At 61.6% G+C, this 20,662-nt stretch carries 15 protein-coding genes and 1 pseudogene; 7 read left to right on the top strand and 9 right to left on the bottom strand.

All coding sequences use genetic code 11. The annotated features are described in order from the left end of the window. Window positions 1–26: 26 nt before the first annotated feature. Complete coding sequence (aspS, locus tag AX760_RS02455) at window positions 27–1,820, bottom strand: aspartate--tRNA ligase (protein WP_071831247.1); 1,794 nt, start codon at window positions 1,818–1,820, stop codon at window positions 27–29. 183 nt (window positions 1,821–2,003) lie between these two features. Then, the gene (locus AX760_RS02450) at window positions 2,004–2,813 is read right to left on the bottom strand and encodes a hypothetical protein (RefSeq protein ID WP_071831246.1); all 810 of its coding nucleotides are present in this window, start codon (window positions 2,811–2,813) and stop codon (window positions 2,004–2,006) included. A 187-nt stretch (window positions 2,814–3,000) separates the two neighbouring features. Between AX760_RS02450 and AX760_RS02445 the strand changes: the two are divergent. The 4 genes and pseudogenes from AX760_RS02445 to AX760_RS02430 all read left to right on the top strand — a co-directional run bounded on the left by AX760_RS02445 (window position 3,001) and on the right by AX760_RS02430 (window position 8,223). Then, window positions 3,001–4,238 (top strand): annotated as a pseudogene (locus AX760_RS02445) (MFS transporter). Window positions 4,239–4,339: 101 nt separating this feature from the next. After that, complete coding sequence (locus tag AX760_RS02440; protein WP_071831245.1) at window positions 4,340–5,743, top strand: multicopper oxidase family protein; 1,404 nt, start codon at window positions 4,340–4,342, stop codon at window positions 5,741–5,743. A gap of 84 nt (window positions 5,744–5,827) precedes the next feature. Beyond that, complete coding sequence (gene rnd / locus AX760_RS02435) at window positions 5,828–6,976, top strand: ribonuclease D (RefSeq protein ID WP_071831244.1); 1,149 nt, start codon at window positions 5,828–5,830, stop codon at window positions 6,974–6,976. A gap of 176 nt (window positions 6,977–7,152) precedes the next feature. After that, window positions 7,153–8,223 carry an adenylate/guanylate cyclase domain-containing protein gene (locus AX760_RS02430; protein WP_071831243.1) on the top strand — a complete coding sequence of 357 codons (1,071 nt, stop codon included), beginning with the start codon at window positions 7,153–7,155 and terminating at the stop codon, window positions 8,221–8,223. A 57-nt stretch (window positions 8,224–8,280) separates the two neighbouring features. Here AX760_RS02430 and AX760_RS27915 read toward each other — a convergent pair whose 3' ends face one another. From AX760_RS27915 to AX760_RS02405, 5 genes are all read right to left on the bottom strand, one after another. Next, on the bottom strand, window positions 8,281–9,069 hold the full coding sequence (locus tag AX760_RS27915; RefSeq protein ID WP_071831242.1) for a calcium-binding protein: 789 nt from the start codon (window positions 9,067–9,069) through the stop codon (window positions 8,281–8,283). 80 nt (window positions 9,070–9,149) lie between these two features. Beyond that, window positions 9,150–10,673, bottom strand: coding sequence for an exopolyphosphatase (gene ppx / locus AX760_RS02420; RefSeq protein WP_071831241.1), 1,524 nt, complete (start codon window positions 10,671–10,673; stop codon window positions 9,150–9,152). 11 nt (window positions 10,674–10,684) lie between these two features. After that, window positions 10,685–12,868: an RNA degradosome polyphosphate kinase gene (locus AX760_RS02415; RefSeq protein WP_071831240.1), complete on the bottom strand. Its 2,184-nt coding sequence runs from the start codon at window positions 12,866–12,868 to the stop codon at window positions 10,685–10,687. 64 nt (window positions 12,869–12,932) lie between these two features. Next, on the bottom strand, window positions 12,933–13,619 hold the full coding sequence (gene hdaA, locus AX760_RS02410; RefSeq protein WP_071831239.1) for a DnaA regulatory inactivator HdaA: 687 nt from the start codon (window positions 13,617–13,619) through the stop codon (window positions 12,933–12,935). A gap of 5 nt (window positions 13,620–13,624) precedes the next feature. Further along, complete coding sequence (locus AX760_RS02405) at window positions 13,625–14,818, bottom strand: AI-2E family transporter (RefSeq protein ID WP_083531036.1); 1,194 nt, start codon at window positions 14,816–14,818, stop codon at window positions 13,625–13,627. Between the two features lie 218 nt (window positions 14,819–15,036). Between AX760_RS02405 and purM the strand changes: the two genes are divergently transcribed. From purM to AX760_RS02390, 3 genes are all read left to right on the top strand, one after another. Then, the gene (gene purM / locus AX760_RS02400) at window positions 15,037–16,107 is read left to right on the top strand and encodes a phosphoribosylformylglycinamidine cyclo-ligase (protein ID WP_071831238.1); all 1,071 of its coding nucleotides are present in this window, start codon (window positions 15,037–15,039) and stop codon (window positions 16,105–16,107) included. Between the two features lie 11 nt (window positions 16,108–16,118). Continuing rightward, entirely contained in the window at window positions 16,119–16,781 is a 663-nt protein-coding gene (gene purN, locus AX760_RS02395) for a phosphoribosylglycinamide formyltransferase (RefSeq protein ID WP_071831237.1), read from the top strand. A 118-nt stretch (window positions 16,782–16,899) separates the two neighbouring features. Beyond that, on the top strand, window positions 16,900–17,847 hold the full coding sequence (locus AX760_RS02390; protein ID WP_071831236.1) for an omptin family outer membrane protease: 948 nt from the start codon (window positions 16,900–16,902) through the stop codon (window positions 17,845–17,847). Window positions 17,848–17,869: 22 nt separating this feature from the next. On the opposite strand, the gene AX760_RS02385 is transcribed toward AX760_RS02390, so the two are convergent. Then, complete coding sequence (locus AX760_RS02385) at window positions 17,870–18,466, bottom strand: NUDIX domain-containing protein (RefSeq protein ID WP_071831235.1); 597 nt, start codon at window positions 18,464–18,466, stop codon at window positions 17,870–17,872. A gap of 2 nt (window positions 18,467–18,468) precedes the next feature. Next, entirely contained in the window at window positions 18,469–20,601 is a 2,133-nt protein-coding gene (locus AX760_RS02380; protein ID WP_071831234.1) for a molybdopterin-containing oxidoreductase family protein, read from the bottom strand. Window positions 20,602–20,662 lie beyond the last annotated feature (61 nt).

Below are 20,662 nucleotides of genomic sequence, written 5' to 3'. Positions count from 1 at the left end.
CCTGGAAAGACGATCAGCTTTTCGTTTCAGTCCTTCTTCGGCGTCGGCGTGACGCGCAGGGCCAGTTCGCGCAGCTGGGCGGGCGAGGCCGGCGACGGGGCGCCCATCAACAGGTCCTGCGCCTGCTGGTTCATCGGGAAGATCGAGATTTCGCGCAGGTTCTTGGCACCGACGAGCAACATGATGACACGGTCGACACCAGCCGCCATGCCGCCATGCGGCGGGGCGCCGTACTGGAAGGCCCGGTAAAGCCCGCCAAACTGCTCCTCGACCTCTTCCGCCGATTTGCCGGTCAGTTCGAAGGCCTTGACCATGACTTCCGGAAGCTGGTTTCGGATCGAACCGGAGGCGATCTCGAAGCCGTTGCAGACCAGATCGTACTGGTAGGCCTTGAGCGACAGCGGATCCTGCGTGTTGAGGGCCTCGAGGCCACCCTGCGGCATGGAGAAGGGGTTGTGAGCGAAATCGATCTTCTTTTCGTCTTCCAGCCATTCGTAGAACGGGAAGTCGATGATCCAGCACAGCTCGAAACGATTGCGATCGACGAGGTTCAGTTCCTCGCCGGCCCGCGTGCGGGCTTCGCCTGCAAACTTGTAGAACTTGGCCGGATCACCGGCTACGAAGAAGCAGGCGTCGCCAGCGTCAAGGCCGAGCTGGACGCGCAGCGCTTCGGTGCGTTCCTCGCCGATGTTCTTGGCAAGCGGGCCGGAACCGCCGGTGGTGCCGTCCTCTTCCTTGCGCCAGAAAATGTAGCCCAATCCCGGCTGGCCGGTCGACTGTGCCCAGGCGTTCATGCGGTCGCAGAAGGCGCGCGATCCGCCGGTCTTGGCCGGGATTGCCCAGACCTCGACCTTCGGGTTCGACGCGATCATGTTGGCGAACACCTTGAAGCCGGAACCGGCGAAATGCTCGGTCACGGCCTGCATCTCGATCGGGTTGCGCAGGTCCGGCTTGTCGGAGCCATAGGTGCGGATCGATGTGTCATAGGGGATGCGGCGGAATTCCTGGGTGACGGGCTTGCCTTCGGCGAACTGCTCGAAGACGCCGCGCATGACGGGCTCCATCGTGTTCCAGATGTCTTCCTGCGTCACGAAGCTCATTTCCAGGTCGAGCTGGTAGAATTCGCCCGGCAGGCGGTCGGCGCGCGGGTCTTCGTCGCGGAAACACGGCGCGATCTGGAAATAGCGATCGAAGCCAGCCACCATCAGAAGCTGCTTGTACTGCTGCGGCGCCTGCGGCAGCGCGAAGAACTTGCCTTCATGGATACGCGACGGCACCAGGAAGTCGCGGGCGCCTTCCGGCGACGACGCGGTCAGGATCGGCGTCGAATATTCGGCAAAACCGATGGAATTCATACGGGCGCGCATGTCGGCAATGATCTGGGTGCGCTTGACGATGTTCCTGTGGAGCGTCTCGCGGCGCAGATCGAGGAAACGGTACTTGAGGCGCACATCTTCCGGATAGTCCGGTTCGCCGAACACCGGCAGCGGCAGTTCCTTGGCGGCGGAGAGGATTTCGATCTCCTGCGCGTAGAGTTCGATGTCGCCGGTGGCCATCTGCTTGTTGACGGTCTCATCCGAACGCGCCTTGACCATGCCATCGACGCGGATGACCCATTCGCCACGGACCGTTTCGGCTGCCTTGAAGGCCGGGCTATCGGGATCGACGACGATCTGCGTCATGCCGTAGTGATCGCGCAGGTCGACGAACAGCAGGCCGCCATGGTCGCGGACGCGGTGGACCCAGCCGGAGATGCGGACGGTCTGGCCAACGTCGGTCTTGCGAAGAGCGGCACAGGTGTGGCTGCGGTAACGATGCATTGTTTTATCCTGGAAGTGCGGTGCCGGCTCGCAGGGGAAAGCGCGCAACGGCAGTGTCAAAATCGGGCGGAAAAGCGCATGGCGGGCCGTATTTGTCAAGGGCGCCCGGCCACGCCACGCCGTAGCGCACCGGTTGGAAAAGAGCAGGCAACACACACGGGCGCCCTTAGCCCTGCGCCGTTTTCAGTCGATGAGGCGGCGAAACGCACGGCGTGCGGGACGAAAGACCGTCTTGATGCCGCGAATCCAGCCCGTCATCTGCCAGAGCTTGCTGACCCGATGCTCCATGCCGATGAAACGCTCGTTGACGGCCTGTGTCGCCGCAAGCGCCACGTCGGCGGGTTTGAACTCCGGATAGCGTTGCGGAATTCTTGACAGCGAGGGACCGGCAGTGTCGGTCGCCTGCGGATCGATCCGGTGCAGGCGCCCCTGCCCGATCATCAACTGCAGCAGCGTTTGCTCGAACACCCAGTCGTGACTGGCATTCATGCTGAATTTCTGGCCCGGCACGCCGGAAAAGCCACAGAGATAGATCGCGGCGTTACCGATGTTTTCCAGCAGCGACAGCGCTACGGCGAACCCGGTTGAGGCATAACGGCGGCTCGGGTAAAATGACGGAAACAGATAGTCGAAATCCAGGGTCAAAGGTACCGCGGGGCTCTTCAACGGCGCATCGGGCCCCTCCTCCCGTCTGGCAGATCCCCGGTTCGCAAGCACGCCGATGACGGTTTTCAGCTTTGGCAACAGGCGATGGGCGCGCACTTGATGTTTCCGGGAATCGAGCACTTCACCCAGACTGATCAGCCGGACGCACAGGATCGCATCGCGTTGAAAGGGCGCCGCCAAGACCTTGTCGCACTGGTTGAAGAAGACGAACAGCGTATTCTCCGGCAACCGGCCCTCAATAGCCGCCATGTCGTTTTTTTCGTTGTTGGCGATCAGCGCTATCGATTCGTAGGTGGAGAATAGTGCGCGCAACTCATCCGGCATCATTCGCGGTTCTTTCTTTAAATCTGTCCGGCACGCAGAATTCGACATAAACGGCAATTTACTCCCGCGATTGTGACGTCAGTTCCATGTTGTTTGGACTTCAACGACGTATTTTCCAGAAATCCAGGTTTACAAGCCGGACCCGTTTGGCTCTGTGTAGCCACAACGTTTGCAACAGGCCGTTGTTCCCATGTCCCAGATCCGCCCGCTCATTCCCCTCTTGATCACGGCGGGCATCCTGATCGGTGGAAACGGCTTGCAAGGCACGTTCATTTCCCTGCGTGCGCTGCAGGAGGGTTTCTCGACTTCGCTGATCGGACTGGTGGGCACCGGCTACAACATCGGCTTTGCGATCGGCTGCATCTATGTCACCCGCATCCTGCGCTCGATCGGCCATATCAGGACCTTTTCCGCCATGGCCGCCATTGCCTCGGCTGCGGCCATCGCCATGGTACTGTTCATCGATCCCTGGTTCTGGTTCCTCATGCGGCTGATCGCCGGCGTCTGTTTCGCCAGCCTGTTTGCAACCGTGGAGAGCTGGCTGAACGCCCGCGTTACCAATGCAAACCGCGCACGCACCCTGTCGATCTACCGGCTCGTCGATCTCGGCTCGGTCACGGCGGCGCAGTATCTGATACCGACCGTCGGGATCGACGGCTTTCAGCTGTTTGCCATCGTCGCCATGGCGCTGTCGCTGTCGCTGGTGCCGATCTCCCTTGCCGACCGGTCAAGCCCGGCGCGCCGGAAGCGATCCGCTTCGACATAAGGGCGCTCTGGAACATCTCGCCACTGGCGACGATCGGCTGCATCGTCGTCGGCCTGACAAACTCCACCTTCCGCTCTCTCGGCCCGATCTATGCCGACGGCATCGGACTTTCGATTACCGCCATCGCCACGTTCATGAGCATCGGCATCATCGGCGGCGTGGTGCTGCAATATCCGCTGGGCCTCTATTCCGACCGCTTCGACCGCCGGCTGATCATCCTGCTTGCAACCTTCGGCTCGCTGCTTGCCGGGCTGTTTCTCGCATTTTTTGCCGGTAGCAACGAGGCGGCGAATTACATCGGCATCTTCATCTTCGGTGCCTTCGCCATGCCGCTCTATTCGCTCTGCTCGGCCCATGCCAACGATCATGCCGCGGAAGGCCAGCACGCTCTGGTCTCCGCCGGCATGCTGTTCTTCTGGTCGCTCGGCGCGATCATCGGCCCGCTGTTCGCATCGGTCATGCTCGATGTTTTCGGGCCGCAGGCGCTGTTCATCTACACCGCCACCATCCTCGCCGCCTTCATGCTCTACACGCTGCAGCGCATGGCGGCGCGCGGCGGCGTGCCGGCCGGCGAACGGCGCATGCGCTTTCGCAACCTGTTGCGAACCTCCGCCTTCTTCAACAAGCTGGCAGTGCCCCCTGATGACAAGAAGGATGTCTGACCGGCTTGCTGCGGCAAGATGCGCAGAACGGGCAATTGCTGAATTCGGCGATCAAGTTTAAAGCTCTGGCAGCCCGCATTGCTGAAGCCGGAAGACCGCCCATGCCGATCCTCACCCGCCGTACCCTCCTCAAAGGCTCTGCCGCCACGGCCACCGCCTTTGCCGTCGGAGCCGGATTTGCCGCCAGAGCCCCGAACGCGGCCGCGAGCGTGCCGGTGCTCAAAGCACAATTCGCGGATATCCGGATTGCCGCCGACGGCATCACGCCGAAGGTCATGTCCTATGCAAGGGGCGATACTGCAGCGACGGGCATGCCGCCCGTGCTGCGCATGACCCGCGGACAGCCGTTTTCGACCCGGCTTCTCAATGCACTCGACGAACCGACGACCGTGCACTGGCATGGCTTGCGCATTCCCAATGCGATGGATGGCGTCCCGGAACTGACCCAGCCTTACGTCTATCCCGGCGACAGCTTCGACTACGCCTTCACGCCGCCGGATGCCGGCACCTTCTGGTATCATCCCCACTGCAACACGCTGACGCAGATGGGCCATGGCCTCACCGGGATGATCGTCGTCGAAAATCCCGACGATCCGGTCTTTGATGCGGAAATCGTGCTCAACCTGCGCGACTGGCGGCTCGGCGCAGGCGGCGCCTTCATCGCGCCGTTCAAACCGCGCGACGCCGCCCGCGGTGGGACCTACGGCACCGTGCGCACCGCCAACTGGCAGCAGGAACCGCGCTATGATGCACCAGCCGGCGGCCTCGTGCGGGTCCGCATTGCCGCAACCGACGTCACCCGGATCTATACGCTCGCGCTTGACGGTTCGCCGGCTACGATCATCGCCCTCGATGCCAATCCGCTGGACACACCCATACCGCTCGACCGGCTGGATTTGAGCCCCGGCCAGCGTGTCGATCTGGTCATCCGCATGCCCGACAGCGAGGGCGCGGCGGTGACGCTGCGCAACGTCCGCGGCAGCACACCCTTTACGATCGCGACGTTTCGCGCGACCGGCACCTCCCTGAAGCGTGCGCTCGGCGACGTGCGACCGCTGCCGCCCAACCCGCTCGCCGAGGCCGACCTGTCCAAGGCGACGCGCATCCCGCTCGATTTCACGGCAACGGCCGAGCACGCCCCGGCGCCCAGCCTCTGCGGCACGCTCGGTTATACGTTCTGGGCGATCAACAAGGTTCCATGGCCGGGCGATACCCCCGACCCCGTCGCGCCGCTCGCCGACCTCAAACTCGGCAAGAGCTATGTGCTGCAGGTCGCAAACCGGACGCCGCATGCGCATCCGATCCATCTGCATGGCATGAGCTTCCGCATCCTCAACTCCAACAAGCGGACGTTTCTGCCGCCGCCCACCGATACGATCCTGCTTCTACCCGATGAACGGGCCGAACTCGGCCTGGTTGCCGACAATATCGGCGATTGGGTTCTGCACTGCCACATCATCGAACACCAGAAGACCGGCATGACCGGATATTTCCGGACAGTCTGAATTTTTGATTGTGACGACGGCGATGAAGGGTTACATCGGAAACCTCGTTTAACGCCGCATTTTCGCCACAGTGATTGAAGTTTGATGATTGAGACAACCGCCGAACTCGCCGAAGCCTGCAAAACGCTCGCGACGGCTCCGTATCTGACGATCGACACCGAATTCCTGCGCGAAACCACCTTCTGGCCGCAGCTCTGCCTGATCCAGATGGCCGGACCCGATATCGCTGTGATCATCGATCCCTTGGCCAAGGGTCTTGATCTGCAGCCATTCTTCGAACTGATGGCCAATCCGGATGTGGTGAAGGTCTTTCACGCTGCGCGTCAGGACATCGAAATCATCTTCAATCTCGGCAGCCTGATCCCGCATCCGATCTTCGACACGCAGGTCGCAGCCATGGTCTGCGGTTTTGGCGACAGTGTCTCCTATGACCAGCTCGTTAGCCGCATCAAGGGCGAGCACATCGACAAGTCGTCGCGTTTCACCGACTGGAGCCGCAGGCCGCTGACGGAAAAGCAGCTGGACTACGCCTTGGCGGACGTGACCCACCTGCGCGACGTCTACCTGCATCTCAAGGCGGAGCTGGAGCGCGAGGGTCGCCTTTTGTGGCTGACCGAGGAAATGGCCATCCTCGAAGCCAAGGAAACCTACGACATCCACCCTGATGATGCCTGGCAGCGCCTGAAGATGCGGCTGAAGAAGCCGCAGGAACTGGCCGTTTTGCAGAAGGTCGCCGCCTGGCGCGAACGCGAGGCGCGCGGCCGCAACGTTCCGCGCGGCCGCATCCTGAAGGATGACGCGCTGTACGAGATCGCCCAGCAGCAGCCGAAGGATGCCGACGCACTGGCCCGCCTGCGCACTATCCCCAAGGGCTGGGAACGCTCGGCAGCAGGCGCCGCTATTACCGAGGCCGTCAACGCGGCGCTGGAAATTCCGAAGAATGAAATGCCCCGCCTGCCGCGCCAGAACGCGTCGCCGGAGGGTGCCGCCGCCGCAATCGAGATGCTCAAGGTTCTCTTGAAGCTGATTGCCGAAAAACAGGGCGTCGCGGCCAAGATCGTTGCCAATACCGACGACCTCGAGCGGATCGCAGCCGAAGGCGACAAGGCCGATGTCGGCGCCTTGCGGGGCTGGCGGCGCGAACTGTTCGGCGATACCGCCCTCAAACTGATCAACGGCGAAGTCGCCCTGCGTTTCATCGACAAGAAAATCGAGGCTGTCGAACTGTCTTAGGACGTCGAACAGCTTCGAAACAGGGGTCGGTCGCTGTCGCAAGACGTCAGGCTGCGCAATGCAGATGCCGGCGCCAACGCCTTGCAGCCGCAACGGTTTCCGTGCGGCAGAAAACCGCTTGACCCTGGCCATGCACATGGAAGAATGTGCGCCAGCATCACGGCGAAGCAGGTCTCATGCGAGAAATATCTCCTACACAGAACTGGCTGCTGATTGCGTTCGGATTGGCCCTGAGCGGCATGATCTACAGCCTCCTGTTCTACCCAAACGGTTCGCTCTTCATCGGCGCTGTCTTTGCGCTGTTTACCGGCATGCCGATCCTCGCCTTCGAGCGCCGCATCCTGCTGAGACCGCTGCACCGGCGAATCGAAAAACTGCCGACCCTTTCCTTCATCCTGGCGTCAATCATCGTCTATGAAGTCATCATGAGCGCTGGCTACGCCCTGGCCGGGCTGTTCCTGTCCGCGCTTGGACTGCTCGACCGGGCCTCCTGGGTCGAGGTGCTGGTCCTGCCGTTCGAAGTCTTTCTCTATGCGCTCGGCGTCTGCGCGCTGATCATCTTCGTCCTGCGCGTGCGCGATCTGCTCGGCCGCGACGTCTTCACCAGCATGCTGATCAGTCGTTACCGCAATCCTGTCGAGGAGGAACGGGTCTTCCTGTTCATCGACCTTGCGGATTCAACGGCCTTTGCCGAAAAATATGGTGACTTGCGGGCGCAGCAGTTTCTGCATGCGCTGTTTGCCGCCTTTGCCGAGCCCGTGCGGCGCCACCACGGCTCGATCGACGATTATGTCGGCGATGCGGCGATCGTCACCTGGCCGCTCGCCCGCGGCGTCCGACATGCGCGCTGCGTCCGCTGCATCTTCGATATTCTCGACGAGATCGAAGCCGATGCCGACGTCTGGCGCAAGAACTTCGGACAGGTGCCGCAATTGCGCGCAGCTCTCCATGGCGGGGTGATCATCACCGCCGAAATCGGCGTCGATCATCACAAGATCACCTATTTCGGCGACACGGTAAACACGACTGCACGACTGGAAAGCCTGTGCAAGGCGCTCGACCGGACCGTGCTGATCTCGGCAGACCTTGCCCAGCGCATCCCCTTGCCGGGCTCTGTCGTCGCCGAGGATCTCGGAAATCATGCCGTCAAGGGGCGCGGCCAGGAGGTCGGCGTCATCGCCTTGAAAAAGCGCCTCGTCTCCGCACAGCCACGCGCACGAAAGCGCATGCGGATGGCGGCAGAATAGCGTCCAGCGAAAATGGGACGGGATCCATTGATCCCATCCGCCACTCCCGACACGACCTCAAAGTACGAAATCGGTCGCCTTCAGGGCGATCGGATCGTCGAAATGCAGGGTGAAATCCACCTTCTTGTCGCCGTTCACATCGACATAGACATAGGTGTCCGACGCCTTCTTCTCAAAACGCAGTTCGCCGGCCTTGCCATGGAATTTCTCCGAGGCGATGAATTTGAAGGCCTGGTTGCCGCTTGCATTCTTGTTCGCATCGATGGCCGAAAGATCGATCTTGTCGCCTTCGCTGCGGCTGAAATCAAAGACGCTGTCGCGCGCCACCGATGTCGAATCGGAAAGCGATGAGAAAGAAAAGCGGTCCGCTCCGGTGCCGCCGAACAGGTCGTCCGCGCCCGCCCCGCCGAACAGCTTGTCATTACCGGCATTGCCCTTCAGAACGTCAGAGCCTCCGCCGCCCAGAAGGGTATCCCCCTTCGACGTGCCGGAGATCAAGTCGTTGCCGGCCATAAGGATATCGATGAAGGCCTTGTCGTTCCGCGCAAAGATCGCATCCCCAAGCTTCACAGCCGACACGTTCAGCCCGCTCACGGTCCAGGCCGCCTTGCCGTCGATCACGAATTTCACCCCGGTCAGCGTTCCCGCTGTCACGTCCTTCACGTCGCCGTTCTTCATCATGAACGTGAGACGGGCACCCGAAAAGGTCACCATATTGCTGCTGTCGTCGTACATCGTGATCTTTGTCGACGATGCGCGCCAGAAGTCATAGTCGAACAGGCTTGCAACACTGGCTTTCGCCATATTGACGCCCACGCCGATATTTCCATAGGTGAAAATGGCCAAGGTAATCTCCAGACATAAAATATTGAACCGCTAATAAATAAAGGCAAATACACAAACTGCAAACGCGTTGACAACCGGATTTATTCTTCGAAAACGAAGGCGATCTTCTTGCCGGTCAGCTTTGATAATTGCTGCAGGCGGCCGTCCAGCCGTTCTCCGGAAAAGTCTGCATAGGTGGCGGGAACCATGAATTCGAGGTCGAAATCCGGGTTTGCGGCGGGCCGTATGCGCAGGTTGCGAACCACACCCGGCATCGATGCCGAAAACAGGTAGACCACCCGCAACAGTCCGCCGATCAGCTTGGCGAGCTCCAAAAGGCGCGGCGTGGTGATGCCGGTCAGCGGACCTGTCGCGCCGTCGTCATGCAGGCCTTCGAAACGGTAATAATTGGCAAGCGCGATATAGGCCCGACCCGCATGGGTGATGCCTGAGAACGTGCTGTGCGCGATGATGTTCAGCGCCTGCAGCCCGCGATAATCCGGGTGGGCCCGCCAGCTGATATCCGCGAGCAGGCAGGCGGCCTGCCGGTAGCGGCTTTCCTCATCCGTTTCCGTGATGCCGAAGAACGACACCATACGGCCGGTCCAGTCGGCCAGTTCACGGGCGTGCTCCGGCGACCGGGCGCGCAGGATGGCCAGTTCGCCGGCGGCCGTCAGAAGCGGATCACGGTTGCGCTCCTGCTCCGAGAGAAGTGAGAAAAGATACCCCTCGCGCACGCCAAGGGCCGAAAACGACACACGCTCCGGCTTCATCAACGCAATGGCCTCCTGCATGGCGATGGCGCCGAACGGCAGGAGGTTGCGACGGGACTTTGAAATCGCCGCATAGGCCGGCGCCTTGGTGTCCTTGGGTTCGATGACCTCCACCAGGAAGGCCATCATCTCGTCGAAAGGAATTTCATAGCCCTGCATCATGTGCAGCGGATAGTTGCGCACCTCCATATGCAGCTTGGCGATCGACCGCCAGGTGCCACCGACGGCGTAGAAGGTACGTCCGGCTGCATTCTTCAGCACCGTCGCATCGCGCATATAACGGCGCACATGCGCCCGCGCCTTGACGATCGATCCGTCCGCATGCTCGGACAGCCGGATGCCGCCGAGCGGCAGCGTGATGCCCTTGCCGATCGAGCGGCCGGCGACGTCGATCAGTTCCAGCGAGCCGCCGCCGAGATCGCCGACGACGCCATCCGGATCGTGATAGCCGCTGACGATGCCGAGCGCCGAGAAATAGGCCTCTTCCTCGCCGGTCAGGACGCGGACCTTCTGGGACAGGATGATTTCGGCCCGGCGAATGAAATCGGGACCGTTGGAGGCATCGCGCGCCGCCGCCGTCGCCAGCACGAACACCGTGGAAGCACGCGCCTGAACCGAAAGGGCCTTGAATCGATAGAGTGCCTTCAGCGCCCGCTCGACGCTTTCGGCATCCATGCGGCCCGTGGCATCAATGCCCTTGCCCAGGCCGCACATGACCTTTTCATTGAAAAGCACTGCCGGGGCGCGGCTCAGCCCCTCATAGATCACCAGACGAATGGAGTTCGACCCGATGTCGATGACGGAGACCGGGGCGATGCCAGGCAGCCGTCCCTGCGCTTCAGATTCTACCATGCAAGTCCAGTTTATCGTTTGCGGCCATTGTTCCAGCCGGCAATAAGCTTCGGTGTGCTGGACTTCAGGGCCTCTCCGCGGCCTGACAGGCTCGGATTGGTCATGAAATAATGCTGTGCGTTGAACGGCTCTGCCCCGGCTGCGACCTCCATGCGCCGCGACGTTCCGTCGGGCAGGATTTCGTAGCTTTGCTGGTTGTCGATGAGATTGCCCAGCATGATCTGTGACAGAACCTGTTCGTGCACAGTCCGGTTGATGAGAGGCACGAGGGTCTCAACACGCCGGTCCAGATTGCGCGGCATCATATCCGCCGAGCCGATATAAACAAGCGCGTTCTCGGAGGGAAGCCCATGGCCGTTGCCGAAGCAGAATATTCGTGAATGTTCCAGGAACCGCCCGACGATCGACTTGACGCGGATGTTGTCCGACAGGCCCGGAACCTGCGGCCGCAGGCAGCAGATGCCGCGCACGACGAGGTCGATCTCGACGCCGGCGGCACTCGCGGCGTAAAGGGCATCGATGATCTCCGGATCGACCAGCGAGTTCATCTTCATCCAGATGGCCGCCGGCGCGCCGTTCCTGGCATGCTCGATCTCCTGCTCGATATGCCGGAGAATGCGCGGTCGCAGCGTGTTGGGGGAGATCGCGATCTTTGCACCCTCCTCCGGTTCGCCATAGCCGGTGATGAAGTTGAAGATGTTCGCCATGTCATGGGCAATCGTCGGATTGCAGGTGAAGAAGGACAGGTCGGTGTAGATCTTCGCGGTGATCGGATGGTAATTGCCGGTGCCGAGATGGCAATAGGTGCGCAGCTTGCCCTCCTCACGGCGCACCACCATCGACATCTTTGCGTGCGTCTTCAACTCGATGAAGCCGAACACGACCTGCACCCCGGCGCGTTCGAGATCGCGCGCCCAGCGGATATTGGCTTCCTCGTCGAAACGCGCCTTCAGTTCGACCAGGGCCGTCACCGACTTGCCGGCTTCCGCGGCATCGATCAGGGCGCGCACGATCGGGCTGTCGTTAGAGGTGCGGTAGAGCGTCTGCTTTATCGCGAGAACTTCAGGATCGCGCGCAGCCTGGAGCAGGAACTGGACCACCACGTCGAAACTCTCGTAAGGGTGGTGGACGACCATGTCCTTTTCGCGGATGGCGGCGAGGCAGTCGCCGGCATGTTCGCGGACCCGCTCGGGAAATCGCGCATTGTACGGCTCGAACCGCAGGTCGTCCCGTGGCGCCTTTACAATCTGGGACATGGTGTCGAGCGCCAGAAGCCCGGGCAGGACGGCCACGCGGTTTTCGGGGACGTTGAGTTCCTGCACGACGAACTTGTGCAGTTCCGCCGGCATTTCCGAATCGATCTCGATGCGAATGACGGAACCGCGCCGGCGACGCTTCAGCGCCGTCTCGAAGAAGCGCACGAGATCTTCAGCCTCTTCCTCAACCTCTATATCGCTGTCGCGAATGATGCGGAACGTCCCGGAGCCCTGAACCTCATAACCTGGGAAAAGCCGGTCGATGAACAGCGATACGACATCCTCCAGGGTGATGTAGCGGATCACCGATTTCGCATCAGGCAGCCGGACAAAGCGATCCAGCGCCACCGGCAGGCGCAGCAAAGCGGTCATCGGCTCGCGTCCGCTCTTGCTGATCAATTGCAGGCCCATGGAAAAGCCGAGATTGGGAATGAACGGAAACGGATGCGCCGGATCGATGGCAAGCGGCGTCAGAACAGGAAAGATCGCCTGGCTGAATTCATTGGCAAGCCAGACCTTGTCCTGTGCCGAAAGCGACACGGGACGGATGATCAGGATGTCTTCCTTGGCCATATACTGCTGCAGGACGGCAAGCGACGCCTGCTGCTCCATCTGCAGATTGTCGATTTCCTTGAGGATTTCCTCCAGTTGCTCGGCCGGCGTCTTGCCATCCGGGCTGCGGATCACAAGGCCCTGACGCACCTGGCCCTCAAGGCCAGCGACGCGGACCATGAAAAACTCGTCGAGATTGGCCGCCGAAATCGACAGGAAGCGAACCCGCTCCAGAAGCGGATGCGCGGTGTTCAGCGTTTCTTCCAGGACACGCCGGTTGAACTGCAGCCAGGAAAATTCGCGATTGATGAAACGATCCGGACTGGAGAGCAGGTCCAGCGTCTCGTTCAACGGTGTCGCGGGGGTTTCGGATACTGCAGTGTCCATGTCGGTTCAGCCCATTCCTCATTCAGCACGCCGTTATCCCAGTTTGACGACGCAACCGTGACAGTCAATCCGCTTCGCGCGCATTTCCAAACTCCGTCAGCACTTCCAGAGCCAGCGCCCGGCTTATCCGGGTCCGGCGCGACAGGGCAAGACGATCCATCCGCTCGACGATGGTCTGTGCGGCATCGAGCGAGCGTTCCATACGGGCGACGATATAGCCGACCAGCTTTTCATCGACCGTCAGTTGCCGATCGGAGAACAGCTTGACCAGCACCAGTGCCAGCAGTTCGTCGTCGGGTTCGCCGATCTCGACCATCGTTGCAGCCTTCAGCCGCGAACGCAGGTCGGCAAGTTCGACCGGCCAGGACATCGGCCAGAGCCGCGTGGTGATCAGGAGCCCCGTGCCGTTTTCGCGCACGCTGTTGATCACATGAAACAGAGCCTGATCGTCAAAACCGCGGCGGTCGGCATCCTCGAACAGCACGGGCTGGCGCGAAGCAATCTCGGCAGCATTGCCTCCGGTCACCGGATGAATCGGTACGGCTCCGCTTTTTTCGCGCCAGATGCTCGCCAGATGCGATTTTCCGGACCCCACCGGGCCGGCAAGAATAACGACGGGCGACGGCCATTGCGGCCATGTATCGACGATCGACACCGCAGCGCTCAGCGGATCGGAGATCAGGAGATCGTCGCGACCCGATGCGGCGTCATGCTGGAAGGCCAGGGGCAATTGCTCGGAAATAGGCTTCATGGCGCTTATGCCGTGCCGTCCGGGTTTGCGATCGGGTCTTCTCTTGCGGCGATCATGCTCTTTGGTGCACCCGGAACGATCAGCGCTGAATGGCCGTGATAGAGGTCGCTATCGAGATAACGTCCAAGAGCGAAGCGGACCAAAACGCCGAGTGCTGCGGCCGCCGGCACCGCGACCAGAAGACCAACAAAACCGAAGAGCGCGCCGAAGGCCAGCAACGCAAACATCAGCCAGACCGGATGCAGGCCGACGCTCTTGCCGACGAGGCGCGGCTGCAGGATGTTGCCCTCGAGGAACTGGCCGCTGAAGAACACAATCAGCACCAGCACAATCGACGTGTAGTCCGGCCAGAACTGCACGAGCGCAATGCCGAGCGCCAGGACAAGCCCGATCATCGAGCCGACATAGGGAATGAAACTGATGACGCCGCTGAACAGGCCGATCAAAAGGCCGAAGTTCAGCCCGACCAGCGACAGGCCGATGCCATAATACAGGCCGAGAATAATGCAGAGCGAACCCTGCCCGCGTACGAAGCCGGCGATGGTCGTGTCCATGTCGCGGGCGATCTGGCGGACGGTCGCCAGTTGCGGGCGCGGGATCCAGCTGTCAACCTTGGCGACCATGCGGTCCCAGTCGAGCAGCAGATAGAAGGCGACGACCGGCGTCACGATGAACAACGAGATAATATCCAGCAGCGCCATGCCGGAATTCCACAATTGCTGGAACAGTGTGCCGAGGAAGCCTGCGCCCTGCTCCAGCAGCTTGGCGGAATTCTCCTTGATCTGGCCCATCTGGCTGCTGATCCAGTCCGGCACGACCGAGGATTGCGCGTCGGTGACCAGTTCCTGCAGCTTGCTGATATAACCCGGCATCTTCTGGATGAAGTCGGCCGCCTGGCTGGCGATCAGCGGAATGATGATCATCAGCGACAGCGCAAAGACGACGACGAAGCTGATCAGGATGACGACCGTCGCCCACAGGCGGTTCAGGCCCCATTTCTCCAGCCGGTCGGCAACCGGATCGAGAAAGTAGGCGAGTGCCATGCCCGCGATGAAGGGCAGCAGGATGGAGCTGAAGACGAGCAGGAAGAGTACGAATGCAGCTAGCGACAATGCCCAGAACATCGCTTGCCGCCACAGGCCTGCCGGATTGATTTGGATGGGCATCGTCTGCTCCTTGCCGCCAGTTGCACGGGCCATGCCGTCGTGTCTCGTTCAAGGGAGATAGGATGGGCCCGGGAGACAGGTCAAGCCTATACCGGGCAGATGGCCGGTCAAAACGCCTCCCCGCCCCTTATCCGCAGCAAGACACGAGCAAAGCGGTGAAAAAGCGGCAATCCGATCGGCAAGATGCTTGCACTTCCCCCCTCATCATGCAATTCGCATCCCAAACATGACGAGCCAGCGGAGAGCGTGCGATGAGCCAGTCGGAAAAGAACGGTCTGACCTACAGCGATGCCGGTGTGGACATCGACGCCGGCAATCTGATGGTCGAGAAGATCAAGCCGCATGTGCGCTCGACCCGGCGCCCCGGCGCCGACGGTGAAATCGGCGGTTTCGGCGGTCTGTTCGACCTAAAGGCGGCCGGATTTACCGATCCGGTGCTGGTCGCAGCCAATGACGGCGTCGGCACCAAGCTGAAGATCGCCATCGACGCCAACAAGCACGATACGGTCGGCATCGACCTTGTCGCCATGTGCGTCAACGATCTCGTCGTGCAGGGTGCCGAGCCGCTGTTCTTCCTCGATTATTTTGCAACCGGCAAACTCGACCCGGATCAGGGCGCATCGATCGTCGGCGGCATTGCCGCCGGCTGCCGCGAGGCCGGCTGTGCCCTCATCGGTGGCGAAACCGCCGAAATGCCGGGCATGTATTCCGGCGGCGACTATGATCTTGCAGGCTTTGCCGTGGGTGCAGCCGAGCGCGGCCAGTTGCTGCCAGCCGGCGACATAGCTGAAGGTGACATCATCCTGGGTCTCGCCTCGTCCGGCGTCCACTCCAATGGCTACTCGCTGGTGCGCAAGATCGTTTCGCTTTCGGGCCTTGCCTGGGACGCACCCGCCCCGTTTGGCGAGGGCACCCTGGCGGACGTGCTGATGACCCCGACGCGCATCTATGTGAAGCCACTCCTGAAGGCGATCCGCGAAACCGGTGCGATCAAGGCATTGGCCCACATCACCGGCGGCGGTTTTCCGGAAAACATTCCAAGGGTGCTGCCCAAGCACCTCGCCGCTGAAATCGACCTCGACAGCATCAAGGCCCCCGCCGTGTTCTCCTGGCTGGCCAGGACCGGTGGCGTGGCCGCCAACGAGATGCTGCGGACCTTCAACTGCGGCGTTGGCATGATCGCCGTCGTTTCCGCCGAAGATGCCGCAAAAGTAACCGCCGCACTCGAAGCCGAGGGCGAGACGATCTTCCCGCTCGGGCGCATGGTCGCCCGCGAAGACGGCGCCGCCGGGACGATCTACAAGGGCACGCTTGCCCTATGACAGGGGCCCCTATGTCGGCGGCTACGGCGAAGAAGCGTGTCGTCGCCTTTATTTCCGGCGGCGGATCCAACATGCTGGCCCTGGCCAGGGCGACGCAGGCTGCGGATTATCCCGCCGAAATCATCGCCGTCATCTCCGACAGGCCGGATGCGGGCGGTCTGTCCAAGGCGCAAGCACTCGGCATCCCGACATTTGCCTTCGCGCGCCGCGACTTTGACAGCAAGGACGCCCATGAGGCGGCCATCCTTGCCGAACTCGGCCGCCTGTCGCCGGATATCCTGTGCCTTGCGGGCTATATGCGTCTTCTGAGCGGCGCCTTCATCCAGCGCTACGAAGGCCGTATCCTCAACATCCACCCGTCTTTGCTGCCGTTGTTTCCCGGCCTGCACACGCATCAGCGGGCGATCGACGCCGGCATGACCGAGGCCGGATGCACCGTGCATTTCGTCACCGAAGGCATGGACGAAGGCCCCGTCGTGCTGCAGGGCACGGTGCCGGTCCTGCGCGACGACACTGCTGAAACGCTGTCCGCCCGGGTGCTGCGCGTCGAGCATCTGCTCTATCCGCAGGCCTTGCTGCAGCTCGCCAATGGCAGCGTGCGCATGGAAGACGGCAGGACGGTTCGCCCATTGTCTCGGGCGCACCCCTCCGGCACACATGCAAGCACACTCTAAAGTGGCAAAAACAGTCAGACAAATCCAAGAAATATACTGAAAATTTACCATACCCGATGAAAGTGGACGAGATATTTCATCGTCTGCACCCCACGGTGCTCATCTTCGGGAATTGGTCATGAAGCTTCTCTCCAGCCTCGTCGCGGGTGCCGCGATCGTCTGTGTCTCTGGCGCGCAGGCCGGTGATTTCTATAGCCCGGTGACCGAGGGCCCCGTTTCGATGACATTCGATGTCGGGCTGGCCAATATCTATGCGGAAGAAAGCGTCTTCAGCGGCAACCGCACCGTCAGTCGTCTGGATTGGGAATCCAAGGGGGTTACGTTGCTTCGCGGTTCGCTGAGCATCGAAGTGGCGCCCAACTGGACTATTCGTGCCGAAGGCAAGACCGGCATGGACGGTGACGGCCATATGACCGACTACGACTGGATCGCGCCGCACGCGACCGGCCAGTCCGATAGCGACTGGAGCCATCGCTCCGTCCATGACGACACCCGCCTCGACCACTACTACAGCGGCAGCCTGGAAGTGAACCGCACCTTCATCAACGACAATGGCCGCTTCGCAAGCCTAGGCCTTGGCGGCCGCTACAGCGACGTGCAATGGTCCGGCTATGGCGGTTCCTATATCTACAGCACCAACGATCTGCGCGACACGATCGGCGACTTCGCCGATGGCCAGAAAGTCATCACCTACAGACAAAAAATGCCGGTTGTCTACGCCAATGTCCGGGGGTCCCAGACCATGGGAGACTGGACGCTTTCCGGCGGCCTGGAAGCTGGCGCCCTGATCCGCGCAGAGGCGCCGGACGATCACTGGCTGCGCAACCTGCGCTTTACCGACAGCTTCGATCTTGCCGCCGTTTACGGCGCCAATGCCGCCATTGCCTATAACCTGACGAAGACCATCTCCCTCTACGCCAGCGGCGCCTTCGAGATGACCGACTTCGGCACCGGCGACATGCACGTGCGCAGCACGACGTCAGGCGCGACCGCGGAATTCAAGGATGCCGCCGGCGCAAAATTCTCCACCGCATCGGTCAGCCTGGGGCTCAAGGGGAAGTTTTAGCCGGCCGGATTGCCAGATTCTGTCAGAACGTCAGGCTCGCCCTGTTCAGCATCGCCCATTGCAGCAGCATGATCGTCTTGCCGTCGCAGATGGCGCCGGTTTCGATCATGGCCATGGCCTCGACCAGCGGCATCTCGATGACCTCGATGTCCTCGTCCTCATGGGCCACCCCTCCGCCCTCCTCCACACGCTGCGTCGCATCGATGACGGCGGCGAAGAAATGGATGGTCTCGGTGACGGCGCCCGGCGACATGAAGGCCTGGAAGATCGGCCGCACGTCCGTCACCAGATACCCCGTCTCCTCCATGACCTCGCGCCGGATGGCTTCGGCCGGATGGTCGCCGTCAAGAAGGCCGGCAGGCGTTTCCAGCAGCCAGCCGGAATGGCCGTTCAGATGCACCGGCATGCGGAACTGGCGCACGAGGATGACGCTTTCGCGCCTTGGATCGTAGAGCAGGATGGTCGCGCCATTGCCGCGATCATAGACTTCGCGCTTGAGTTTCTGCGTCACACCGCTCGAGCCGGTATAGTTGAAGGTGACGTTTCGCAGGTGGTACCAGTTTTTCGACAGGGTCTCGTCCTTGAGGATCTCGACCTTCGCATCCTTGAACTTTGCCATTCTCATTCCTTGCGCAACCAGACGCGATTGTCGTGAAAGGCCGCGCCGCCATAGGGGGCGACGGCGTCCGCGCCGGTCAGGACGTTGATACCCTCACCATCGAGATGCGCGTCGTTCGGCCAAAGCCCCTCGGCGATCACGACACTGCGCCGGGCGCCACCGCCGATCGTCGCATGAAGGCGAATTTCGCCACGAGGATTGCCGATCCGCACGACATCGCCCTCGACAATCCCGAGCGCTGCGGCATCGTCCGCATTCAGCATCAGAGCCGGACGCCCCTCCTTGGTCACGGAGGACGGCGTCTCTGCAAAGGTCGAATTGAGGAAGGAGCGCGCCGGCGAGGTCGCCAGCCGGAAGGGATGGCCTGCATCGGCCGCCTCGATCAGATCGACATGATCAGGAAACTCCGGAAGCGCGGTGTAGGCCCCCTGCACGCCCATGGATTTTGGCGGGCGGTTGGGCGCCGGCGTGCCGGTCCAGTCGGCCTTGAAGCGGAATTTTCCGTCCGGGTGGCCGAAGCCGTCGATAAAATGCGCCGTGTCGAAGTCCGGCTGCACGTCGAGCCACTTCTCTTCCTTCAACCGGTCATAGCCAATATCGTAATGCACGAGGATTTGGTCGATATGCGCGCGCTCGCCGAGACCGAACCCCGGTTGGTCGGCCACGCCGAGGCGCTTTGCCAGTTCTTCGATGACGAAGAGATTGCTGCGCACCGTGGATGGCGGCTCCACCACCTTGGGGCCGAGCAGGATATGCTGGTGGCCACCACCGCGGTAGAGATCGTCATGTTCGAGGAACATGGTCGCCGGAAGCACGATGTCGGCGAGTTTCGCCGTATCCGTCATAAAGTGCTCATGCACCGCGACAAACAGGTCGTTGCGCAGAAAGCCGCGCTTCACCAGTCGTTGCTCGGGCGTCACGTTGACCGGATTGGTGTTCTGGACCAGCATTGCGGTCACAGGCCCGCGATGGCGCAAGGCTTCCGCATCACCGGTGAGAACCCGGCCGATCTGCGACTGGTCCAGCATGCGGATATCGGGATCAAGCATTGCCGACCCCATCAGTTCGCGCTTGTCGAAGCGGAAGATGTCGTTGTTGGAGTGGAAAGCGCCCCCGCCCTCGTGTTTCCAGCTGCCGAGCACGGTCGGGATCGAGGCGGCCGCGTGTATGGCAACCGCGCCGTTGCGCTGGCGGGTGAAACCATAGCCGAGCCGGAAATAGCTCTTCGGCGTGGTGCCGACGAGTTTGGCGAAGGCTTCGATGTCTTCGACCGGCAGGCCGGTGATCGCCGAGGCCCAGTCCGGTCCCCGCGTCTTCAAATGCGCTTCGAGCCCTTTGGGATCATCGGCGTATTTTTCCATATAGGCCCGGTCGGCATAACCGTCACGAAAGGCAATGTGCATGACGGCGCAGGCCAGCGCCGCATCGGTGCCGGGCTTCAGGATCAGGCCCATGTCGGCCTGCTTGACCGTCGGGTTGTCATAGATGTCGATCACGACGATCTTTGCACCGCGTTCCTTGCGGGCCTTGATCGCATGGGTCATGACGTTGACCTGGGTCGAGACCGCATTGGTGCCCCAGATCACCACGCAATCGGATTTCGCCATTTCCCGCGGATCGGGCCCGCGCAAAGCGCCGGTGGCCATCGACAGGCCGGTCCAGGCCATGTTGGTGCAGATCGAACCGAAGAAGCCGGAATAGCGCTTGGCGTGACGCAGGCGCTCGATCGAATCGCGCTGCACCTGTCCCATCGTGCCAGCGTAGAAATAGGGCCAGACCGCTTCCGAACCATGCGCCTGCTCGGCCTTGACGAAGGCATCGGCGATCGCGTCGAGTGCCGCCTCCCAGGAGATGTCCTGAAAGCCGCCATCGCCCTTGGCGCCGGTGCGGCGTTGCGGCACCAGCAGCCGGCCGGGATGATAGATCCGCTCTGAATAGCGCGCCACCTTGGCACAGATGACACCGGCGGTGTAGCTGTTGGCGGCCGCGCCGCGCACCCGGCCGATCCGGCCATCGGCATGGACATCGACCTCCAGCGCGCAGGCGGAGGGACAGTCATGCGGACAGACCGTATGGCCGATGGTTTTTTCTGCTCGAATGGGGGTCGCAACGTTCATGGCTTTTCTATATTGCATCGCCAGAGGGTCTTAAAGCGCCATTCCGTGCCCATCTCAACAATTCATCAGGACGATCAGC

The sequence above is a fragment of the Pararhizobium antarcticum genome, from assembly GCF_001885585.1.
Classification (GTDB): domain Bacteria; phylum Pseudomonadota; class Alphaproteobacteria; order Rhizobiales; family Rhizobiaceae; genus Pararhizobium; species Pararhizobium antarcticum.
Note: the sequence above shows the minus strand (reverse complement) of the source record. Positions and strands in the feature narration are given on the sequence as shown.